A 16300-nucleotide genomic window follows, 5' to 3' on the forward strand; every position below is an offset into this window, starting at 1 on the left:
GAACAACTAAGCCTTCCCAAAAATGTTTTCGCCGCCGTGCCTCGCACGCCGCGCGCGAAGGGTTTCACGCATTTTCGGAGGTGCTTATGGCTGCTGCCACGCCGACCGGCGCGCTCGTCGCGCTTCATCACGTTTCCTTCCGCTTCGACGACGGCGTCACGCTGTTCGATTCGCTCGACCTTTCCATCGACCGCACGCCGACGGGCATCGTCGGCCGCAACGGCGCCGGCAAGAGCCTGCTCGCGCAACTGATCGCCGGCCGGCGCACGCCGAGCGCGGGCGCGATCGACCGGCAGACGTCGGTCGCCTACGTCGCGCAGCAGCACGACGACGCGCCGGACGCCACGCGGACCGTCGCGGAAATCGCCGCGCTCGATGCGCCGCTCGCGGCCCTCGCGCGCCTCGCGGACGGCCGCGCGAGCGCACACGACTTCGACCTGATCGGCGATCGCTGGGACCTCGCCGAGCGGCTGCGCGCGGCGCTCGACGCAGCCGGCCTGCACGACGTGCGCGCCGATACACCGGCACGTGCGTTGAGCGGCGGCCAGATGGCGCGCGTCGCGCTGATCGGCGCGTTGCTGTCGGAGGCCTGGCTGCTGGTGCTCGACGAACCGACCAACCACCTCGACGCGCCGGGCCGCGCGTGGCTGCGCACGGCGCTCGACGGCTGGCGCGGCGGCATCGTGATCGTCAGCCATGACCGCGCGCTGCTCGCGCACGTGCAGCGCATCGTCGAGCTGACGCCGCACGGCGTGCGTACCTACGGCGGCAACTATGCGCTGTATCGCGCGCAACGCGACGCGGAACAGGATGCCGCGCAGGCCGCGCTCGAGCATGCGCGCACCGAGCGCGGGCGCGCCAGGCGCCGGCTCGAACAGGAACACGACACGATCCAGCGCCACGCGGCCGGCTCGCTGCGCGATGCGAAGACGGCCAACCTGTCGTCGGGCGCGAAGCAGCGGCGCAAGGGCGCCGCGCGCAACATCATGGGGCAGGTGCGCCGCGACCAGAGCGCGTTCAAGGCGACGCTCGACGAACGCGTGCAGGACGCAGCCGCGCGCGTCGAAGCCGACGCGCCGGTGCTCGTGTCGCTGCCGGGCACCGAGGTCAGCGCGCGCCGCCAGCTGTTCACGCTCGAGCGCGCCCGACTGCCGTGGCGCACCGCCGGGCGCGCGGCTGCGATCACGTGGTCGGCCAGCGGCCCGGTGCGCATCGCGCTGACGGGCCCGAACGGCTGCGGAAAATCGACGCTGCTGCGCATGCTCGCCGGCGAACTCGCGCCGCGCGCGGGCACCTGCGCGACGCACGTGAGCGCCGCGTATCTCGACCAGCGGCTCGCGCTGCTCGATCCCGAGCGCTCGATCGTCGAGCAGTTGGGCAGCCTCGCTACGCCGCTCGCCGAAGGCGACCTGCGCAGCCGGCTCACGCTGTTGCAGCTCGATGCCGCGCGCGCGACGCAGCCGGTGCAGCGTCTGAGCGGCGGCGAGCGGTTGAAAGCCGCGCTCGCGTGCGCATTGTGGCGCGGCACACCCGCGCAGCTGCTGCTGCTCGACGAGCCGACCAATCACCTCGATCTCGAATCGGTACGCGCGATCGAAGCCGCGCTGGCGGGCTTCCCCGGTGCGATCGTGGTCGCGTCGCACGACGCCGCGTTTCTCGCGGCGCTCGCGCCGACGCACACGATGCAATGGCAGCGCGACGGGTGGCGTTACGAACCCGTCGCGTGATTGACGCTCACGGTCGTTCGTCGTTTCGCGTGATGTCCGATTCGACGAACCGCTGCCTGACGAGCCGCTCCGATTCGAGCAGGCCTTTGCCGGTTGGGACGACGGATATCGCGTTGTTGGAACGGCACGGACCGGGTTGAACGCTGAAAACGAGGGAACGTCGGGCCGGCAGCGCTCAGGCCCGCGCGAAGCGAATCACGCCGTCGTCGCCCTGCTCGCGCACGAGCTCGCCCGCGAGCCACAGCAGGTTCAGGTGCGCGAGCGCCTCGCCGAGCGCGAACGTCATCTGATGGATGTCGAGCTCGCGGCGGCGGAACATGATCGGCACGATGTCGGCGGCGCTCGCCGGCTTCTCCGCGCAGGCGACGCGCACTTCGTCGAGCCGCGCGTCGTGGTGCGCGCGCAGTTGCGCGATGCGGGTGCGCACGCCGCGGAACGGCTTGCCGTGCGACGGCAGCACGAGCGTGTCGGGCGCCATCGTCTCGTAGCGGCCGAGCGATTCGAGGTACAGCGCGAGCGGGTTCGCTTCCGGTTCGAGATCGAACACGGACACGTTGGTCGAGATGCGCGGCAGCACCATGTCGCCGGAGATCAGCACGCCGTCCGCTTCGCTGTAGAGCGCGCAATGTTCAGGCGAATGGCCGTAGCCGGTGACGACGCGCCACGTGCGCGCGCCGATCGTCACCGGGTCGCCTTCGCGCAGGCGCCGGTAGCGCGGCGGCACGGCCGGCACGAGGTCCGAGTAATAGCTGCGACGGTTGCGCAGCTTGTCGAGCGCGGCCGGATCGGTCAGCCCGTGACGCGCGAAGTGATCGGCGGCGGCCGCGCCGCCGGCATTCGAGCCGTTGCCGGCCGCCATCAGGCAGCCGAACATGTATTCGCCGAGCGTCATCCACAGCCGCACGTTCCAGCGGCGCCGGTCGCCGCCTTCGCAGATCCAGTTCGCGAGGCCGAAGTGATCGGGATGGCAATGCGTGACGAGCACGCGCAGCACCGGCAGCCCGTCGAGATGCGTGTCGAAGATCTGTTCCCAGTGCGTACGGATCGCATCCGACGAGATCCCGCAGTCGACGATCGTCCAGCCGGCCTGTCCGTCGATCTCGTCGCGCAGCAGCCAGAGATTGATGTGATCGAGCGAAAACGGCAGCGGCATGCGCAGCCAGCGCACGCCGGGCGCGACCTCGAACGTGTCGCCCGCGGCGGGCAGCGTGTCGGCGAAGGGATAGTCGAGTTGGTGTTCCAGTGCGTTCATCGGTGGGGTGTCTCGTCGTTATCGGTGCGAATGCGGGTGCGGGCGCGAATGCAAGTGCAGGTGCGCGCGGCATGCCGCGGCGGGCATCGCGTCGATTCTATCGCCGTCGCGTGAAACGCGTGCCGGCGCGCGCCGGACGGTCAAAAAAAGTTCGTGCCAGAATCGGTTCAGTACCCGTATCTTTACGCGAAGATGCACCGAACAGCGTGCAACGGCGAGCAACCCGCCCATTGACGGCGCTTGGGCGCCGGACCCCGAAAGTCATTGAAACGCCGACTTGGGCGCTAAAATGGCGAGTGCTTACAGCCCCTCTTCAACGAGCCTGCACGCGATGAATCACTTCCCCAAACTGCTGTCGTCGCAAATCGGCTTCGACGTCGCGCAGACGATGCTCGAATACTTCGACCGCCACTACCGGATCTTCCGGGAAGCCGCCGTCGAGGCGAAGACGCTATTCGAGCGCGCCGACTGGCACGGCCTGCAGCGGCTCGCGCGCGAGCGGATCACGTCGTACGACGATCGCGTCCAGGAGTGCGTCGAGCTGCTGGAGGACGAATACGACGCGGAGAACATCGACGACGAGGTGTGGCAGCAGATCAAGCTGCACTACATCGGCCTGCTCACGTCGCACCGCCAGCCCGAGTGCGCGGAAACGTTCTTCAATTCGGTGTGCTGCAAGATCCTGCACCGCTCGTATTTCAGCAACGATTTCATCTTCGTGCGACCCGCGATCTCGACCGAATACCTCGAGAACGACGAGCCGGCCGCAAAGCCGACCTATCGCGCGTACTACCCGGGCACCGACGGGCTCGCGGCCACGCTCGAGCGCATCGTCACGAACTTCCAGCTCGAGCCGCCGTTCGAGGATCTCACGCGCGACATCGGCTGCGTGATGCAGGCGATCAGCGACGAATTCGGCCAGTTCGACGCCGCGCCGAATTTCCAGATCCACGTGCTGTCGTCGCTGTTCTTCCGCAACAAGAGCGCGTACATCGTCGGCCGCATCATCAACGCCGATCGCGTGCTGCCGTTCGCGGTGCCGATCCGCCACGTGCGCCCGGGCCTGCTCGCGCTCGACACCGTGCTGCTGCGCCGCGACCTGCTGCAGATCATCTTCAGCTTCTCGCACTCGTATTTCCTCGTCGACATGGGCGTGCCGTCCGCGTACGTGGATTTTCTCTGCACGATCATGCCGGGCAAGCCGAAGGCCGAGATCTACACGTCGGTCGGCCTGCAGAAGCAGGGCAAGAACCTGTTCTACCGCGACCTGCTGCACCACCTGTCGCATTCGAGCGACCGCTTCATCATCGCGCCCGGGATCAAGGGCCTCGTGATGCTCGTGTTCACGCTGCCGTCGTTCCCGTACGTGTTCAAGATCATCAAGGATCAGTTCCCGCCGCCGAAGGAAACGACGCGCGCGCAGATCATGGAGAAGTACCAGCTCGTGAAGCGCCACGACCGTCTCGGGCGAATGGCCGATACGCTCGAGTATTCGAGCGTCGCGCTGCCGCTGTCGCGGCTCGACCATGCGCTCGTGCGCGAGCTGGAAAAGGAAGTGCCGTCGCTGCTCGAATACGAGGACGACAACCTCGTGATCAAGCACCTGTACATCGAGCGCCGGATGACGCCGCTCAACCTGTACCTGCAGAACGGCACCGACGCGGACGTCGAGCACGGCGTGAAGGAGTACGGCAACGCGGTGAAGGAGTTGATGAAGGCCAACATCTTCCCCGGCGACATGCTTTACAAGAACTTCGGCGTCACGCGCCACGGCCGCGTCGTGTTCTACGACTACGACGAGATCGAGTACCTGACCGACTGCAACGTGCGGCGCGTGCCGCCGCCGCGCAACGAGGAAGACGAGCTGTCCGGCGAACCGTGGTATACCGTCGGCCCGCACGACATCTTTCCGGAAACCTACGGACCGTTCCTGCTCGGCGACCCGCGCGTGCGGACGGTCTTCATGAAGCATCACGCGGACTTTTTCGAACCCGCGCTGTGGCAGGCCAGCAAGGACAAGCTGCTGCAGGGCGAGTTGCCCGATTTTTACCCGTACGACGTGTCGCTGCGCTTCAGCGTGCGCTACCCCGAGCGCTTCGACGCGACGCCGGACGCCGGCGACGCCGCAAGCGACGCACAGCGCGCCGCCTGACGCACCGTCCGATCGAACCAAACCCGTTATCGACCTGACTTCCGCCAACGGAATCCACACCGATGAATACCCAAGACAATCCGCTTTCACACCTGTTCGACAACAACGACGCCTGGGTCAAGCGCCAGCTCGCCGACGATCCCGATTTCTTCGCGCGTCTCGCCGACCAGCAGGCGCCGGAATATCTGTGGATCGGCTGCTCGGATTCGCGCGTGCCCGCGAACCAGATCATCGGCCTGCCGCCGGGCGAAGTGTTCGTGCACCGTAACATCGCGAACGTCGTCGTGCACAGCGACCTGAACTGCCTGTCGGTGATCCAGTTCGCGGTCGACATCCTGCGCGTGAAGCACATCATGGTCGTCGGCCACTACGGCTGCTCGGGCGTGAACGCGGCGCTGCACAACCGCCGTGTCGGCCTCGCGGACAACTGGCTGCATCACGTGCAGGACGTGCGCGAACGCCACGCCGCACTGCTCGACGAATGGCCGGTCGGCGAAGCGCGCTATCGCCGCCTGATCGAGCTGAACTCGATCGAGCAGGTCGTCAACGTATGCCGCACGACGATCGTCAACGACGCATGGGCGCGCGGCCAGTCGCTCACCGTGCACGGGCTCGTGTACGGCGTGCACGACGGGCGGATGCGCAACCTCGGGATGGCCGTGTCGAGCTTCGACGCGCTGGATGCAACCTACAAGCGCTGCGTCGCGGCGCTGACCGCGCGCGGCCAGCACGCGCCCGACAACGACATGGTCGCGGCGGACGCCGCGCGGCTCGACGACGTCGCGCAGGCGGTCGCCGACACGCTGAAGCCGTGCGACGACGCGAAGTAACCGACTCGAAGTAGCCGACGCGCGCGGCCACGCGGGCGCGGCACGCCAGCGCCCCGCCGCGCGCCATCCGGCTGAAGGCGCATCATGATGGCGGGGCCGCGCCCCCTGCATCCCGTCGCCCGACGGGTACGCCGTGCGCACACGCCAGCCGGCGCAACGGCGGTCATGCGGCCGCGACGGCCGTCGAACTGATCTGACACCGACACTGCCGCGACGGCGGTGCAATGCAAAGGAGCGGCGAACATGAAAACCGTACTGATCGTCGGCGCATCGCGCGGCCTCGGACGCGAATTCGTCCGGCAATACCGGCGCGACGGCTGGAACGTGATCGCGACCGCGCGCGACGACGCATCGCTCGCCGCGCTGCGCGAACGCGGCGCGCACGCGCATGCGCTCGACATCGCGCAGCCCGAACAGATCGCGGCGCTCGGCTGGAAGCTCGACGGCGAACGGCTCGACGCGGCGGTGCTCGTGTCAGGCGTGTACGGGCCGCGCACCGAAGGGGTCGAAACGATCGGCGCCGAGGATTTCGACACGGTGATGCATACGAACGTGCGCGGGCCGATGCAACTGCTGCCGATCCTGCTGCCGCTCGTCGAGGACGCACGCGGCGTGCTGGCGGTGGTTTCGAGCCGGATGGGCAGCATCGCCGAGGCGACCGGCACGACCGGCTGGCTGTACCGCGCGAGCAAGGCCGCGCTGAACGACGTGCTGCGCATCGCATCGCTGCAGACGCGCCACGCCGCCTGCATCTCGCTCCATCCCGGCTGGGTGCGCACCGACATGGGCGGCGCGCAGGCCGCGATCGATCCGGAGACCAGCGTGACCGGCATGCGCCGCGTGATCGCGGAAGCCGGCGCGGACGTGTCGCAGGCCAACGGCCGTTTCTTTCAGTACGACGGCGTCGAGCTCAGTTGGTGAGCCGGCATGACAACCCGGCGTCGTTAATTCCCGAATCGCATGATTTTGAACCGACCTGACGCGTGCCCGTGCGGCGGCGCGTCCCCCGTCCCTGCCGGCAAAGCCCCGGCGCCACGCTATGCGGCCTGTTGCGGCCGCTTCATCGACGGCGGCGAAGCCGCGTCGACCGCGCTCGAATTGATGCGTTCGCGGTACAGCGCGTACGTGCTCGGCGCGACCGACTACCTGCGCGCGACCTGGGACGCGCGCACCTGCCCGGCCGATCTCGATGCGGACCCGAATGCACCCGACGCGCCTCGCTGGCTCGGCCTCGCCGTCAAACGCCATGCCCGGCTCGACGAACAGCACGCGGAGGTCGAATTCGTGGCCCGCTACAAGGTCGGCGGGCGTGCGTACCGGCTCCACGAGACGAGTCGTTTCACACGCGACGAGCACGGTTTCTGGCGCTATGTCGACGGCGAAGTAAGTGAACGCTGACAAATAGTTGCCATGTCAGACGCCGGGTAATTCCCGCATTGCACAACCTGAATTTGTCGGGCTAGGATGGCCGTCAGATTGGTCATGTTGCATGGCAGGGCTTACGAATGGCGTTCAGCAAGGTATTGGTGGGATGGATGGCGGCCTGCGCGCTGTCGGCCGCTCAGGCCGGTACGGCGCCGAACGCCCCTGCGGGCGCGGCCACGGCCAGCGGCTCGCTCGCCCACGCCGAGCGCTTCGATTACGGCGATTCGGGCCTCCCGCAGGTCGCCGCGAACCTCAACGAACAAATCGTCAGCATTCCGGCCGATGCTTCGGGCGCCGTGATGCTCGAGGCCACGCTGTTCAAGCCGAACGGCCCCGGCCCGTTCCCGCTCGTCGTCTTCAACCACGGCAAGAACACCGGCGATCTTCACCAGCAGCCGCGCAGCCGGCCGCTCGCGTTCGCGCGTGAATTCGTGCGCCGCGGCTATGCGGTCATCGCGCCGAACCGCCAGGGCTTCGCCGGTTCGGGCGGCGCGTACCAGCAGGAAGGCTGCAACGTCGGCAAGAACGGCCTCGTGCAGGCCGCCGACGTCGACGCGACGGTCCGCTACATGTCGCGTCAGTCGTACATCGATGCGTCGCGCATCGTCGTCGCGGGCACGTCGCACGGCGGCCTCGTGTCGGTCGCATACGGCACCGAGGCGGCGCCCGGCGTGCGCGGCATCATCAACTTCTCCGGCGGGCTGCGCCAGGACCTCTGCGACGGCTGGCAGCGCAATCTCGTCGACGCGTTCGACCAGTACGGCGCGCATACGGCCGTGCGGTCGCTGTGGCTGTACGGCGACAACGATTCGGTGTGGACGCCCGCGCTCGTCGCGCAAATGCACGACGCCTACGTGTCGCACGGCACGCAGGCGCAGTTCATCGATTTCGGCCGCTACAAGGACGACGCGCACCGGCTGATCGTCGATCGCGACGGCGTGCCCGTGTGGTGGCCGGCCGTGCATGCGTTCCTCGCGGAACTGAACCTGCCGACCTCGGTGCGCTATGCGGTCGCGAACCCGCACGAGCCGAATGCGACCGGCTATGCGTCGATCGACGCGGTCGAGGCGGTCCCGTTCCTCGACGCAGCCGGCCGCGAAGGCTATCGCCGTTTCCTGAGCCAGCATCCGAGCCGTGCGTTCGCGGTGTCGGCTGAAGGCGCGTGGTCGTGGGCCGAAGGCGGCGACGATCCGATGGCGCTCGCGCTCGACAACTGCTCGAAGCAGGGCGCGGGCGCATGCAAGCTGTATGCGGTCAACGACCGCGTCGTGTGGAACGCGAACGCGACGCAGACGGCCGACAACGGCGACGCCGACGCGCGCGCATTGGCTTCGCGCTGACGCGCGCGGGTCGCGACGCGCGTCAGGATCGCGTTCTACCCGCGTCTCTTTCCCCTCTTCCGTTTCGTGAGCGCGCGGTCCGCAACGGCGTTCGCATGCCGGTTCTCGCGCTCTTGTGAGTCAGCGGGCTGAGCACCCCTCTCGTAACATCCGCTGAGAGCCTTTGCGGGACTTTTCCCGCCTTTTCCCGCCTTTTCCGAACGCCAGCGGCGCCTGATTCAACGCGCCATTTGCCGGTCGCCGGTCGCCGGTCGCCGGTCGCCTGTCGCCGGTCGCCGGTCGCCGGTCGCCGGTCGCCGGTCGCCGGTCGCCGGTCGCCGGTCGCCTGTCGCCTGTCGCTAGTCGCTAGTCGCCATTCGCAGGTCGCAGGTCGCGGGTTGCTAGTTGCCGGTCGCATTGCGCCACACTTCGCGCCCCTTTTCCCTTCCCGCCCCGATTTTTCACCCCTCCCGCGCCCGCCTGCCCGACGATTTTTTTCTGTCGGGGGGTGTCACTCGAACGTCGTCATCTGCGGTCATTTCGGGGCATCTGGCGCGTACCGTCCCGAGCACCCCGGATCTGCGCCGAACTCCCGCCCGGCAAGGCTTTGCGGTGTTTGTAACCGGTAGTGCAACGCGCGGCGGAACACGCTAATCTCAGCGCGTTTTCCGTCTGTCGCCGCGCGGTGTCCCGTTCGATACCCGCCGCCGTTTTACTCCCCGGAGTCGCCTTGAGTACGCCAGCCACCGATGACTGGGTCGCGCGCAGCCTGCGCGCGGTCTGGCATCCCTGCACCCAGATGAAGCACCACGAGCGCCTGCCGCTCATTCCCGTCGCGCGCGGCGCGGGCCTGTGGCTGTACGACCGCGACGGCCGCCGTTACTTCGACGCGATCAGCTCGTGGTGGGTGAACCTGTTCGGCCACGCGAACCCGGACATCAACGCGGCGCTGAAGGACCAGCTCGACACGCTCGAGCACGCGATGCTCGCCGGCTGCACGCACGAGCCGGCGATCGAGCTCGCCGAGCGGCTGCACGCGCTCACCGCGCGCACGCTCGGCCATGCGTTCTTCGCGTCGGACGGCGCGTCGGCGGTCGAGATCGCGCTGAAGATGAGCTTCCACGCGTGGCGCAACCGCGGCCGCGCGGACAAGCGCGAGTTCGTGTGCGTCGCGAACAGCTATCACGGCGAGACCATCGGCGCGCTCGGCGTGACCGACGTCGCGCTGTTCAAGGACGCGTACGACCCGCTGATCCGCAACGCGCACGTGGTCGCGTCGCCCGACGCGCGCGGCGCGCTGCCGGGCGAGACGGCAGCCGACGTCGCGGGCCGCGCGCTCGACGACGTGCGGCGCCTGTTCGCCGAACGCGCCGACCGGATCGCCGCGCTGATCGTCGAGCCGCTCGTGCAATGCGCGGCCGGCATGGCGATGCACGATCCGTCGTACGTGCGCGGGCTGCGCGCGCTGTGCGACGAATTCGGCGTGCACCTGATCGCCGACGAGATCGCGGTCGGCTGCGGCCGCACCGGCACCTTCTTCGCGTGCGAGCAGGCCGGCGTGTGGCCCGATTTCCTGTGCCTGTCGAAGGGCATCAGCGGCGGCTACCTGCCGCTGTCGCTGGTGCTCACGCGCGACGACGTGTTCGCGGCGTTCTACGACGACGACACCACGCGCGGCTTCCTGCATTCGCATTCGTACACCGGCAACCCGCTCGCGTGCCGCGCGGCCGTCGCGACGCTCGACCTGTTCGCGCGCGACGACGTGCTCGCCGCCAACGCGCGCAAGTCGGCCGCGATGCGCGCCGCGCTCGCGCCGCTCGGCGCGCACCCGCAGGTGCGTCACCTGCGCGAGCGCGGCACGCTGTTCGCGTTCGACGTCGCGCTCGACGGCGACGCGGCACGCGGCTTCTCGCGACGCTTCTTCGAGCGCGCGCTCGAACGCGAACTGCTGCTGCGCCCGATCGGCACGACCGTGTACCTGATGCCGCCGTACGTGATGAGCGACGACGACATCGCGTGGCTCGCACAACGCACGCGCGACACGCTCGACGCGACACTCGCGGAGGCAGCGTGATGAAACAGCCGTCACCGAAAACGACCACGCCGCTGCTCGACACGCTGCAGCGCGGCCTCGCCGAACTCGATGCGCAGGGCCTGCGCCGCGTGCGCCGCACCGCCGACACCGCGTGCGACGCACACATGCGCGTCGACGGCCGCGACATCGTCGGCTTCGCGAGCAACGACTATCTCGGCCTCGCCGCGCATCCGGCGCTCGTCGCCGCGTTCGCGGAAGGCGCGCGGCGCTACGGCTCCGGGAGCGGCGGCTCGCATCTGCTCGGCGGCCATTCGCGCGCGCACGCGACGCTCGAGGACGAACTCGCCGGCTTCGCGGGCGGCTTCTCCGATGCGCCGCGCGCGCTGTACTTCAGCACCGGCTACATGGCGAACCTCGCCGCGATGACGGCCCTCACCGGCAAACACGCGACGATCTTCTCCGACGCGCTGAACCACGCGTCGCTGATCGACGGGATCCGGCTGTCGCGCGCGAACGTGCAGGTCTATCCGCATGCGGACATGGTGGCGCTCGCCGCGCTGCTCGATGCGTCGGACGCCGAAACGAAGCTGATCGTCAGCGATACGGTGTTCAGCATGGACGGCGACCTCGCGCCGCTCGCCGAACTCGTCGCGCTGGCCGAACGCCACGGCGCGTGGCTCGTCGTCGACGACGCGCACGGCTTCGGCGTGCTGGGCCCGCAGGGCCGCGGCGCGCTCGCGGCCGCCGCGCTGCGCTCGCCGAACCTCGTGTACGTCGGCACGCTCGGCAAGGCCGCCGGCGTCGCGGGCGCGTTCGTCATCGCGCACGAGACCGTGATCGAATGGATGATCCAGCGCGCGCGCAGCTACATCTTCACGACGGCGGCGCCGCCCGCGGTCGCGCATGCGGTATCGGCAAGCCTGAAGGTGATCGCCGGCGACGAAGGCGATGCGCGACGCGCGCACCTCGCCGCGCTGATCGAGCGCACGCGCGCGCTGCTGCGCATGACACGCTGGCAGCCGGTCGACTCGCACACGGCCGTGCAGCCGCTCGTGATCGGCAGCAACGACGCGACGCTCGCGGCGATGCGTTCGCTCGACGCGCACGGCCTGTGGGTGCCCGCGATCCGGCCGCCGACGGTGCCCGCCGGCACGTCGCGCCTGCGCATCTCGCTGTCGGCCGCGCATTCGTTCGACGATCTCGCGCGGCTGGAAACCGCACTCATCGAAGCCAGCGAGCAAACCGCATGAACGCACCGCTTTCCCTCTTCGTCACCGGCACCGACACCGAGATCGGCAAGACCTTCGTGTCGGCCGCGATGCTGCACGGCTTCGCACGTCACGGCCTGCGCGCGGCCGCGCTGAAGCCCGTCGCCGCCGGCGCGTATGAACGCGACGGCGTCTGGCGCAACGAGGACGCCGACCAGCTCGACGCGGCCGCGAACGTCGTGCTGCCGCCCGAGCTGCGCACGCCGTTCCTGCTGAAGGCGCCGGCCGCCCCGCACATCGTCGCCGCGCAGGAAGGCGTAACGATCGACCTCGACACGATCGTCGCGAGCCACCGCGAGGCGCTCACGCGCGCGGACGTCGTCGTCGTCGAAGGCGTCGGCGGCTTCCGCGTGCCGCTGAACGACACGCAGGACACGGCCGATCTCGCGGTCGCGCTCGGCCTGCCGGTCGTGCTCGTGGTCGGCATGCGGCTCGGCTGCATCAGCCACGCGCTGCTGACGGCCGACGCGATTCGCCGGCGCGGCCTCACGCTCGCCGGCTGGGTCGCGAACCACGTCGACCCGGCGATGTCGTACGCCGACGAGAACGTCGCGACGATCCGCGACTGGCTCGCGCGCGAACATCGCGCGCCGCTGCTTGGCCGCATCGCGCACTTGGCGCCGGCCGCCCCCGAATCCGCCGCGGCGATGCTCGACATCGCCGCGCTCGTCGACACGCTGCGCCGCGCGCAGCATTGACGCCTCGATCCCCGCATTCACGACAGGAAAACCACCATGACCCAAGCCCAGACCGCCGCCGTGCAACCCGACGCGATCCCCGTGGCCGCTCCGGCGCCGCAGCGCTGGCGCGTCGCCGACGTCGTCGCGCTGTTCGAGCTGCCGTTCAACGACCTGATGTTCCGCGCGCAGCAGGTGCATCGCGAGCACTTCGACGCGAACGCGGTGCAGCTGTCGACGCTGCTGTCGATCAAGACGGGCGGTTGCGAGGAGGATTGCGGCTACTGCTCGCAGTCGTCGCACCACGAGACGGGCCTGAAGGCCGAGAAGCTGATGGACGTCGACGCGGTGCTCGACGCCGCGCGCGCGGCCAAGGCGAACGGCGCGAGCCGCTTCTGCATGGGCGCCGCATGGCGCAACCCGAAGGAGCGCCACATGCCGGCGCTGACCGAGATGGTGCGCGGCGTGAAGGAACTGGGCCTCGAGACCTGCATGACGCTCGGCATGCTGGAGGACGAGCAAGCCAGGGAACTCGCCGACGCGGGCCTCGATTACTACAACCACAATCTCGACACGTCGCCGGAGTTCTACGGCCAGGTGATCTCGACGCGCACCTACCAGGATCGTCTCGACACGCTCGACCGCGTGCGCGACGCGGGCATCAACGTGTGCTGCGGCGGCATCATCGGGATGGGCGAATCGCGCCGCGAACGCGCGGGCCTGATCTCGCAGCTCGCGAACCTGAACCCGTATCCGGAGTCGGTGCCGATCAACAACCTCGTCGCGATCGAGGGCACGCCGCTCGAAGGCACCGCACCGCTCGACCCGTTCGAGTTCGTGCGCACGATCGCGGTCGCGCGCATCACGATGCCGAAGGCCGTCGTGCGGCTGTCGGCCGGCCGCGAGCAGCTCGACGACGCGATGCAGGCGATGTGCTTCCTCGCGGGCGCGAACTCGATGTTCTACGGCGACCAGCTGCTGACCACGAGCAACCCGCAGACGCAGCGCGACCGCGCGCTGTTCGAGCGCCTCGGCATCCGCGCGAGCCAGGCCGACGCGCTGGCGGAGAACGCGTAAGCGCCGGCCTCGCGTCGTTCTGCGAAGGTTGCAGACGAAAAAACCGGGGCATGCCCCGGTTTTTTTTCGTCCGATCGTCTGCGCCGGGCCGGCCTGCGCGTCGCGCATCGCGGTCTTGCCCGCGTGCCGGATCGAAGCGTCGAGCCCGATCGTCAGCGTGCGCGTCGGCGCGACTTCCGCCTGCGCGTCACACGTGTGCGGCCGCGCCGTCGAGCGCCGCGCGCACGCGCGCGACGCGCTGTTCGTCGACCGGTGCCAGCACCTCGCCGCGCGGCCGCACGCCCGAGCCGAAGTGCACCGCGCGCACGCCGGTCGCGCGAACGAAATCGCCGACCGCGTCGATCGTGAGGCCCGAGCCGGCCAGCACCGTGCAGGTCGAGCCTGCCGCCTGGCGCACCAGCCGCGTGATCGTCGCGACCGCGTCGAGCACCGACGGATGGCCGCCCGAGGTCAGCACCGACGTGACGGCCGGCACGCGCAGCAGCGCGTCGAACGCGGCATTGAGGTCGCGCGACACGTCGAACGCGCGATGGAACGTCAGGTCGCGCCCGTCCGCGGCCGCCGCGATGCGCTGGAGCGCATCGAGATCGACGTCGCCGCGCGCATCGAGCGCGCCGAACACGACGCCGTTCGCACCAGCCGCGACGGCCGCGCGCACGTCGCGCTCGATCACGCGCAGGTCGTCGGCGTCGTAGACGAACGCGCGGCTGTGCGGGCGCACGATCACGTTCACCGGGATCGCCACGGCGGCCACGACGGCCTCGATCAGGCCGACGCTCGGCGTGAGCCCGCCTTCGCTGATCGCGGTCACGAGCTCGAGCCGGTCGGCGCCCGCGCGGGCAGCGGCCTTCGCGTCGCCGACGGTGGTGGCGATCACTTCGAGGAGAACGGAGGAAGCGGCGGTGCGGTTCATCGGCGGCTCGCGAATCGTCAGGACAATTCGCGCATCCTAGCCGAGCGGCATGAACCGCGCCAGCATGCCGGCCGTCGCTATGCGCCGCCCGCTTCCTCGTCGATCCAGTCGATATCGCCGCACAGCACGTGCTGCGCATCGCCGATGCGCACCGCCACCGACAGCGTCACGCACGGCTGCGCCTCGTTGATCGACAGGTACGGGCGCGTCACCTGCACGCGTCCGGGCTCGGCGATCGCCGTGCGGAAATACGGCCGGCGCAGCCAGTTCGCACCTTGCGCATCCGACAGCGGCGAGAAGCGCGCCTCGGCGAGCGCGCGGTCCGCGCGCAGCACGACGTTGCGGCCGGCCTGCCGGCCGCGCGCGTCGAGCAGGAAGCAGCGCGCGGCATCGTCGAGCGCGAGGAAGTTCCAGCACACCTCGTCGAGCGGCTCGCCGGCCGCCACCCGCTCGGCCGCGCGCTCGAACGCGCGCAGGTACGGCGCGAGCCGCTGCGCGTCGCGCCGCTCGCGCGCTTCGGTCTGCTGGCGAAAGCGCTCGGTCAGCTCGCCGATGCAACCGGTCGCGGCCGCGCTGTCAGGTAGCCCGGGGGCCGGGCGGCCGAAGAAATAGCCCTGCACGAAATCGGCCTCGCACGACAGCGCGATCTGCGCGTCGTGCTCGGTCTCGATCCCCTCGACGAGCACCAGCTTGCCGGCCTCGTGCAGCAGCGTGACGAGCCCGTGCAGGATCGCGGTGAGCCCCGTGCGGTGCGCCGCGTGGGACAGCATGATCCGGTCGAGCTTCACGATGTCCGGGTTCAGCTGCCAGATCCGCTCGAGGTTCGAGTGACCGGCGCCGAAATCGTCGAGCGCGATCAGGAAACCCTGCGCGCGGAATTCGCGCACGGCCTCGGCGAGCCGCTCGACGTCTTCCGCGCGCTGTTCGAGCACTTCGAGCACGACGCGGCGCGGCGGCATGCCGATCCGCTTCAGGTTCGCGAACAGCGCGGCGGCCTGGAACGGGTCGGTCAGCACGCCCGGATGCACGTTGAGGAACAGCCACTCGCGCTCGGCGCCGAGCAGCGCGAAGTTCTCGAGATGCAGCGCCTGCGCGAGCCGGTCGAGCTGCAGCAACTCGCCCTGGCGCGCGGCCTCGCCGAACACGTCGAGCGGCGACACCGCGCGGTCGAGCGCGTCATGCGCGCGCAGCAGCGCCTCGTAGCCCACCGCGCGCTGGTGCGACAGGCTGAAGATCGGCTGGAACACGGTCGTGAGCGACAGGTCGTGATGCTGCGTCGCCAGGCGCTCGAGGCCGGAGCTCATCTCCCGCTCGAAACGATACGGCGATGCGGTGGCCGGACGCTCCTGTTGCGCGATCGTCATGGCGCCCTCCTGGTGATGCAGCCGAACGCGGCGGTTGGTTGAGACGGCGCGCGCAATGTCATGGTGGAATCCTCGGTTGTCCGGCCGGTGCCGGACGGTAGGCAAGCATCAAGCAAGGTCCGTGCAAGGGCCGAACACGCGCGCCGCGCCTGCGTGCGGCGCCGCCGCACCAGCATGGCGCAGGCCGGATGCACCGTTCACGTGCATGCGCACCGGCGCACTCGAACGCACCCGCCGCGTCGTCACGCTAAACTCCGTACG

At 69.4% G+C, this 16300-nt stretch carries 13 protein-coding genes; 10 read left to right on the plus strand and 3 right to left on the minus strand.

Annotated elements, in window-relative coordinates; genetic code table 11:
* The first annotated feature begins 86 nt into the window (after positions 1-86).
* Entirely contained in the window at positions 87-1727 is a 1641-nt protein-coding gene (locus tag U5A56_RS21440; protein WP_321924431.1) for an ABC-F family ATP-binding cassette domain-containing protein, read from the plus strand.
* A 175-nt stretch (positions 1728-1902) separates the two neighbouring features.
* On the opposite strand, the gene U5A56_RS21445 is transcribed toward U5A56_RS21440, so the two are convergent.
* The gene (locus U5A56_RS21445) at positions 1903-2979 is read right to left on the minus strand and encodes an MBL fold metallo-hydrolase (protein ID WP_044846184.1); all 1077 of its coding nucleotides are present in this window, start codon (positions 2977-2979) and stop codon (positions 1903-1905) included.
* 331 nt (positions 2980-3310) lie between these two features.
* Between U5A56_RS21445 and aceK the strand changes: the two genes are divergently transcribed.
* The 9 genes from aceK (at position 3311) to bioB (ending at position 13762) form a co-directional block, all read left to right on the plus strand.
* Positions 3311-5131 (plus strand): bifunctional isocitrate dehydrogenase kinase/phosphatase, encoded by a 1821-nt coding sequence (aceK, locus tag U5A56_RS21450; RefSeq protein WP_321924433.1) that lies wholly within the window; start codon positions 3311-3313, stop codon positions 5129-5131.
* A 62-nt stretch (positions 5132-5193) separates the two neighbouring features.
* Positions 5194-5961 (plus strand): carbonate dehydratase, encoded by a 768-nt coding sequence (gene can, locus U5A56_RS21455; protein ID WP_321800628.1) that lies wholly within the window; start codon positions 5194-5196, stop codon positions 5959-5961.
* Positions 5962-6204: 243 nt separating this feature from the next.
* Positions 6205-6882 carry an SDR family oxidoreductase gene (locus U5A56_RS21460; RefSeq protein WP_044846181.1) on the plus strand — a complete coding sequence of 226 codons (678 nt, stop codon included), beginning with the start codon at positions 6205-6207 and terminating at the stop codon, positions 6880-6882.
* 39 nt (positions 6883-6921) lie between these two features.
* Positions 6922-7359, plus strand: coding sequence for a YchJ family protein (locus tag U5A56_RS21465; RefSeq protein ID WP_321819382.1), 438 nt, complete (start codon positions 6922-6924; stop codon positions 7357-7359).
* A gap of 107 nt (positions 7360-7466) precedes the next feature.
* Positions 7467-8726: a dienelactone hydrolase family protein gene (locus tag U5A56_RS21470; protein ID WP_044846179.1), complete on the plus strand. Its 1260-nt coding sequence runs from the start codon at positions 7467-7469 to the stop codon at positions 8724-8726.
* Positions 8727-9435: 709 nt separating this feature from the next.
* A complete protein-coding gene (gene bioA, locus U5A56_RS21475; RefSeq protein WP_321924436.1) occupies positions 9436-10779 on the plus strand; it encodes an adenosylmethionine--8-amino-7-oxononanoate transaminase in 1344 nt (447 codons plus the stop codon).
* Positions 10779-11990 carry an 8-amino-7-oxononanoate synthase gene (bioF, locus tag U5A56_RS21480; protein WP_321924438.1) on the plus strand — a complete coding sequence of 404 codons (1212 nt, stop codon included), beginning with the start codon at positions 10779-10781 and terminating at the stop codon, positions 11988-11990. The genes bioA and bioF overlap by 1 nt, the downstream gene beginning before the upstream one ends.
* Positions 11987-12706: a dethiobiotin synthase gene (gene bioD / locus U5A56_RS21485; RefSeq protein WP_321924440.1), complete on the plus strand. Its 720-nt coding sequence runs from the start codon at positions 11987-11989 to the stop codon at positions 12704-12706. The genes bioF and bioD overlap by 4 nt, the downstream gene beginning before the upstream one ends.
* 36 nt (positions 12707-12742) lie before the next feature.
* On the plus strand, positions 12743-13762 hold the full coding sequence (gene bioB / locus U5A56_RS21490; RefSeq protein WP_044846175.1) for a biotin synthase BioB: 1020 nt from the start codon (positions 12743-12745) through the stop codon (positions 13760-13762).
* Between the two features lie 187 nt (positions 13763-13949).
* Here bioB and U5A56_RS21495 read toward each other — a convergent pair whose 3' ends face one another.
* Together U5A56_RS21495 and U5A56_RS21500 are read right to left on the minus strand one after the other, a co-directional pair.
* Positions 13950-14675: a copper homeostasis protein CutC gene (locus U5A56_RS21495; protein ID WP_044846174.1), complete on the minus strand. Its 726-nt coding sequence runs from the start codon at positions 14673-14675 to the stop codon at positions 13950-13952.
* A 77-nt stretch (positions 14676-14752) separates the two neighbouring features.
* Positions 14753-16039 carry an EAL domain-containing protein gene (locus tag U5A56_RS21500; RefSeq protein WP_044846173.1) on the minus strand — a complete coding sequence of 429 codons (1287 nt, stop codon included), beginning with the start codon at positions 16037-16039 and terminating at the stop codon, positions 14753-14755.
* Between the last annotated feature and the right edge of the window lie 261 nt (positions 16040-16300).

The organism is Burkholderia sp. BCC1998 (assembly GCF_905339875.1).
GTDB lineage: Bacteria > Pseudomonadota > Gammaproteobacteria > Burkholderiales > Burkholderiaceae > Burkholderia.

Bases quoted from the DNA above. Each gene is read 5' to 3' on its own strand.
- U5A56_RS21465 (WP_321819382.1), top strand. From the start codon at position 6,922: ATGATTTTGAACCGACCTGACGCGTGCCCGTGCGGCGGCGCGTCCCCC.
- can (WP_321800628.1), top strand. From the start codon at position 5,194: ATGAATACCCAAGACAATCCGCTTTCACACCTGTTCGACAACAACGAC.
- U5A56_RS21495 (WP_044846174.1), bottom strand. From the start codon at position 14,675: ATGAACCGCACCGCCGCTTCCTCCGTTCTCCTCGAAGTGATCGCCACC.
- bioB (WP_044846175.1), top strand. From the start codon at position 12,743: ATGACCCAAGCCCAGACCGCCGCCGTGCAACCCGACGCGATCCCCGTG.
- U5A56_RS21500 (WP_044846173.1), bottom strand. From the start codon at position 16,039: ATGACGATCGCGCAACAGGAGCGTCCGGCCACCGCATCGCCGTATCGT.
- U5A56_RS21445 (WP_044846184.1), bottom strand. From the start codon at position 2,979: ATGAACGCACTGGAACACCAACTCGACTATCCCTTCGCCGACACGCTG.
- U5A56_RS21440 (WP_321924431.1), top strand. From the start codon at position 87: ATGGCTGCTGCCACGCCGACCGGCGCGCTCGTCGCGCTTCATCACGTT.
- bioD (WP_321924440.1), top strand. From the start codon at position 11,987: ATGAACGCACCGCTTTCCCTCTTCGTCACCGGCACCGACACCGAGATC.
- U5A56_RS21470 (WP_044846179.1), top strand. From the start codon at position 7,467: ATGGCGTTCAGCAAGGTATTGGTGGGATGGATGGCGGCCTGCGCGCTG.
- aceK (WP_321924433.1), top strand. From the start codon at position 3,311: ATGAATCACTTCCCCAAACTGCTGTCGTCGCAAATCGGCTTCGACGTC.
- U5A56_RS21460 (WP_044846181.1), top strand. From the start codon at position 6,205: ATGAAAACCGTACTGATCGTCGGCGCATCGCGCGGCCTCGGACGCGAA.
- bioF (WP_321924438.1), top strand. From the start codon at position 10,779: ATGAAACAGCCGTCACCGAAAACGACCACGCCGCTGCTCGACACGCTG.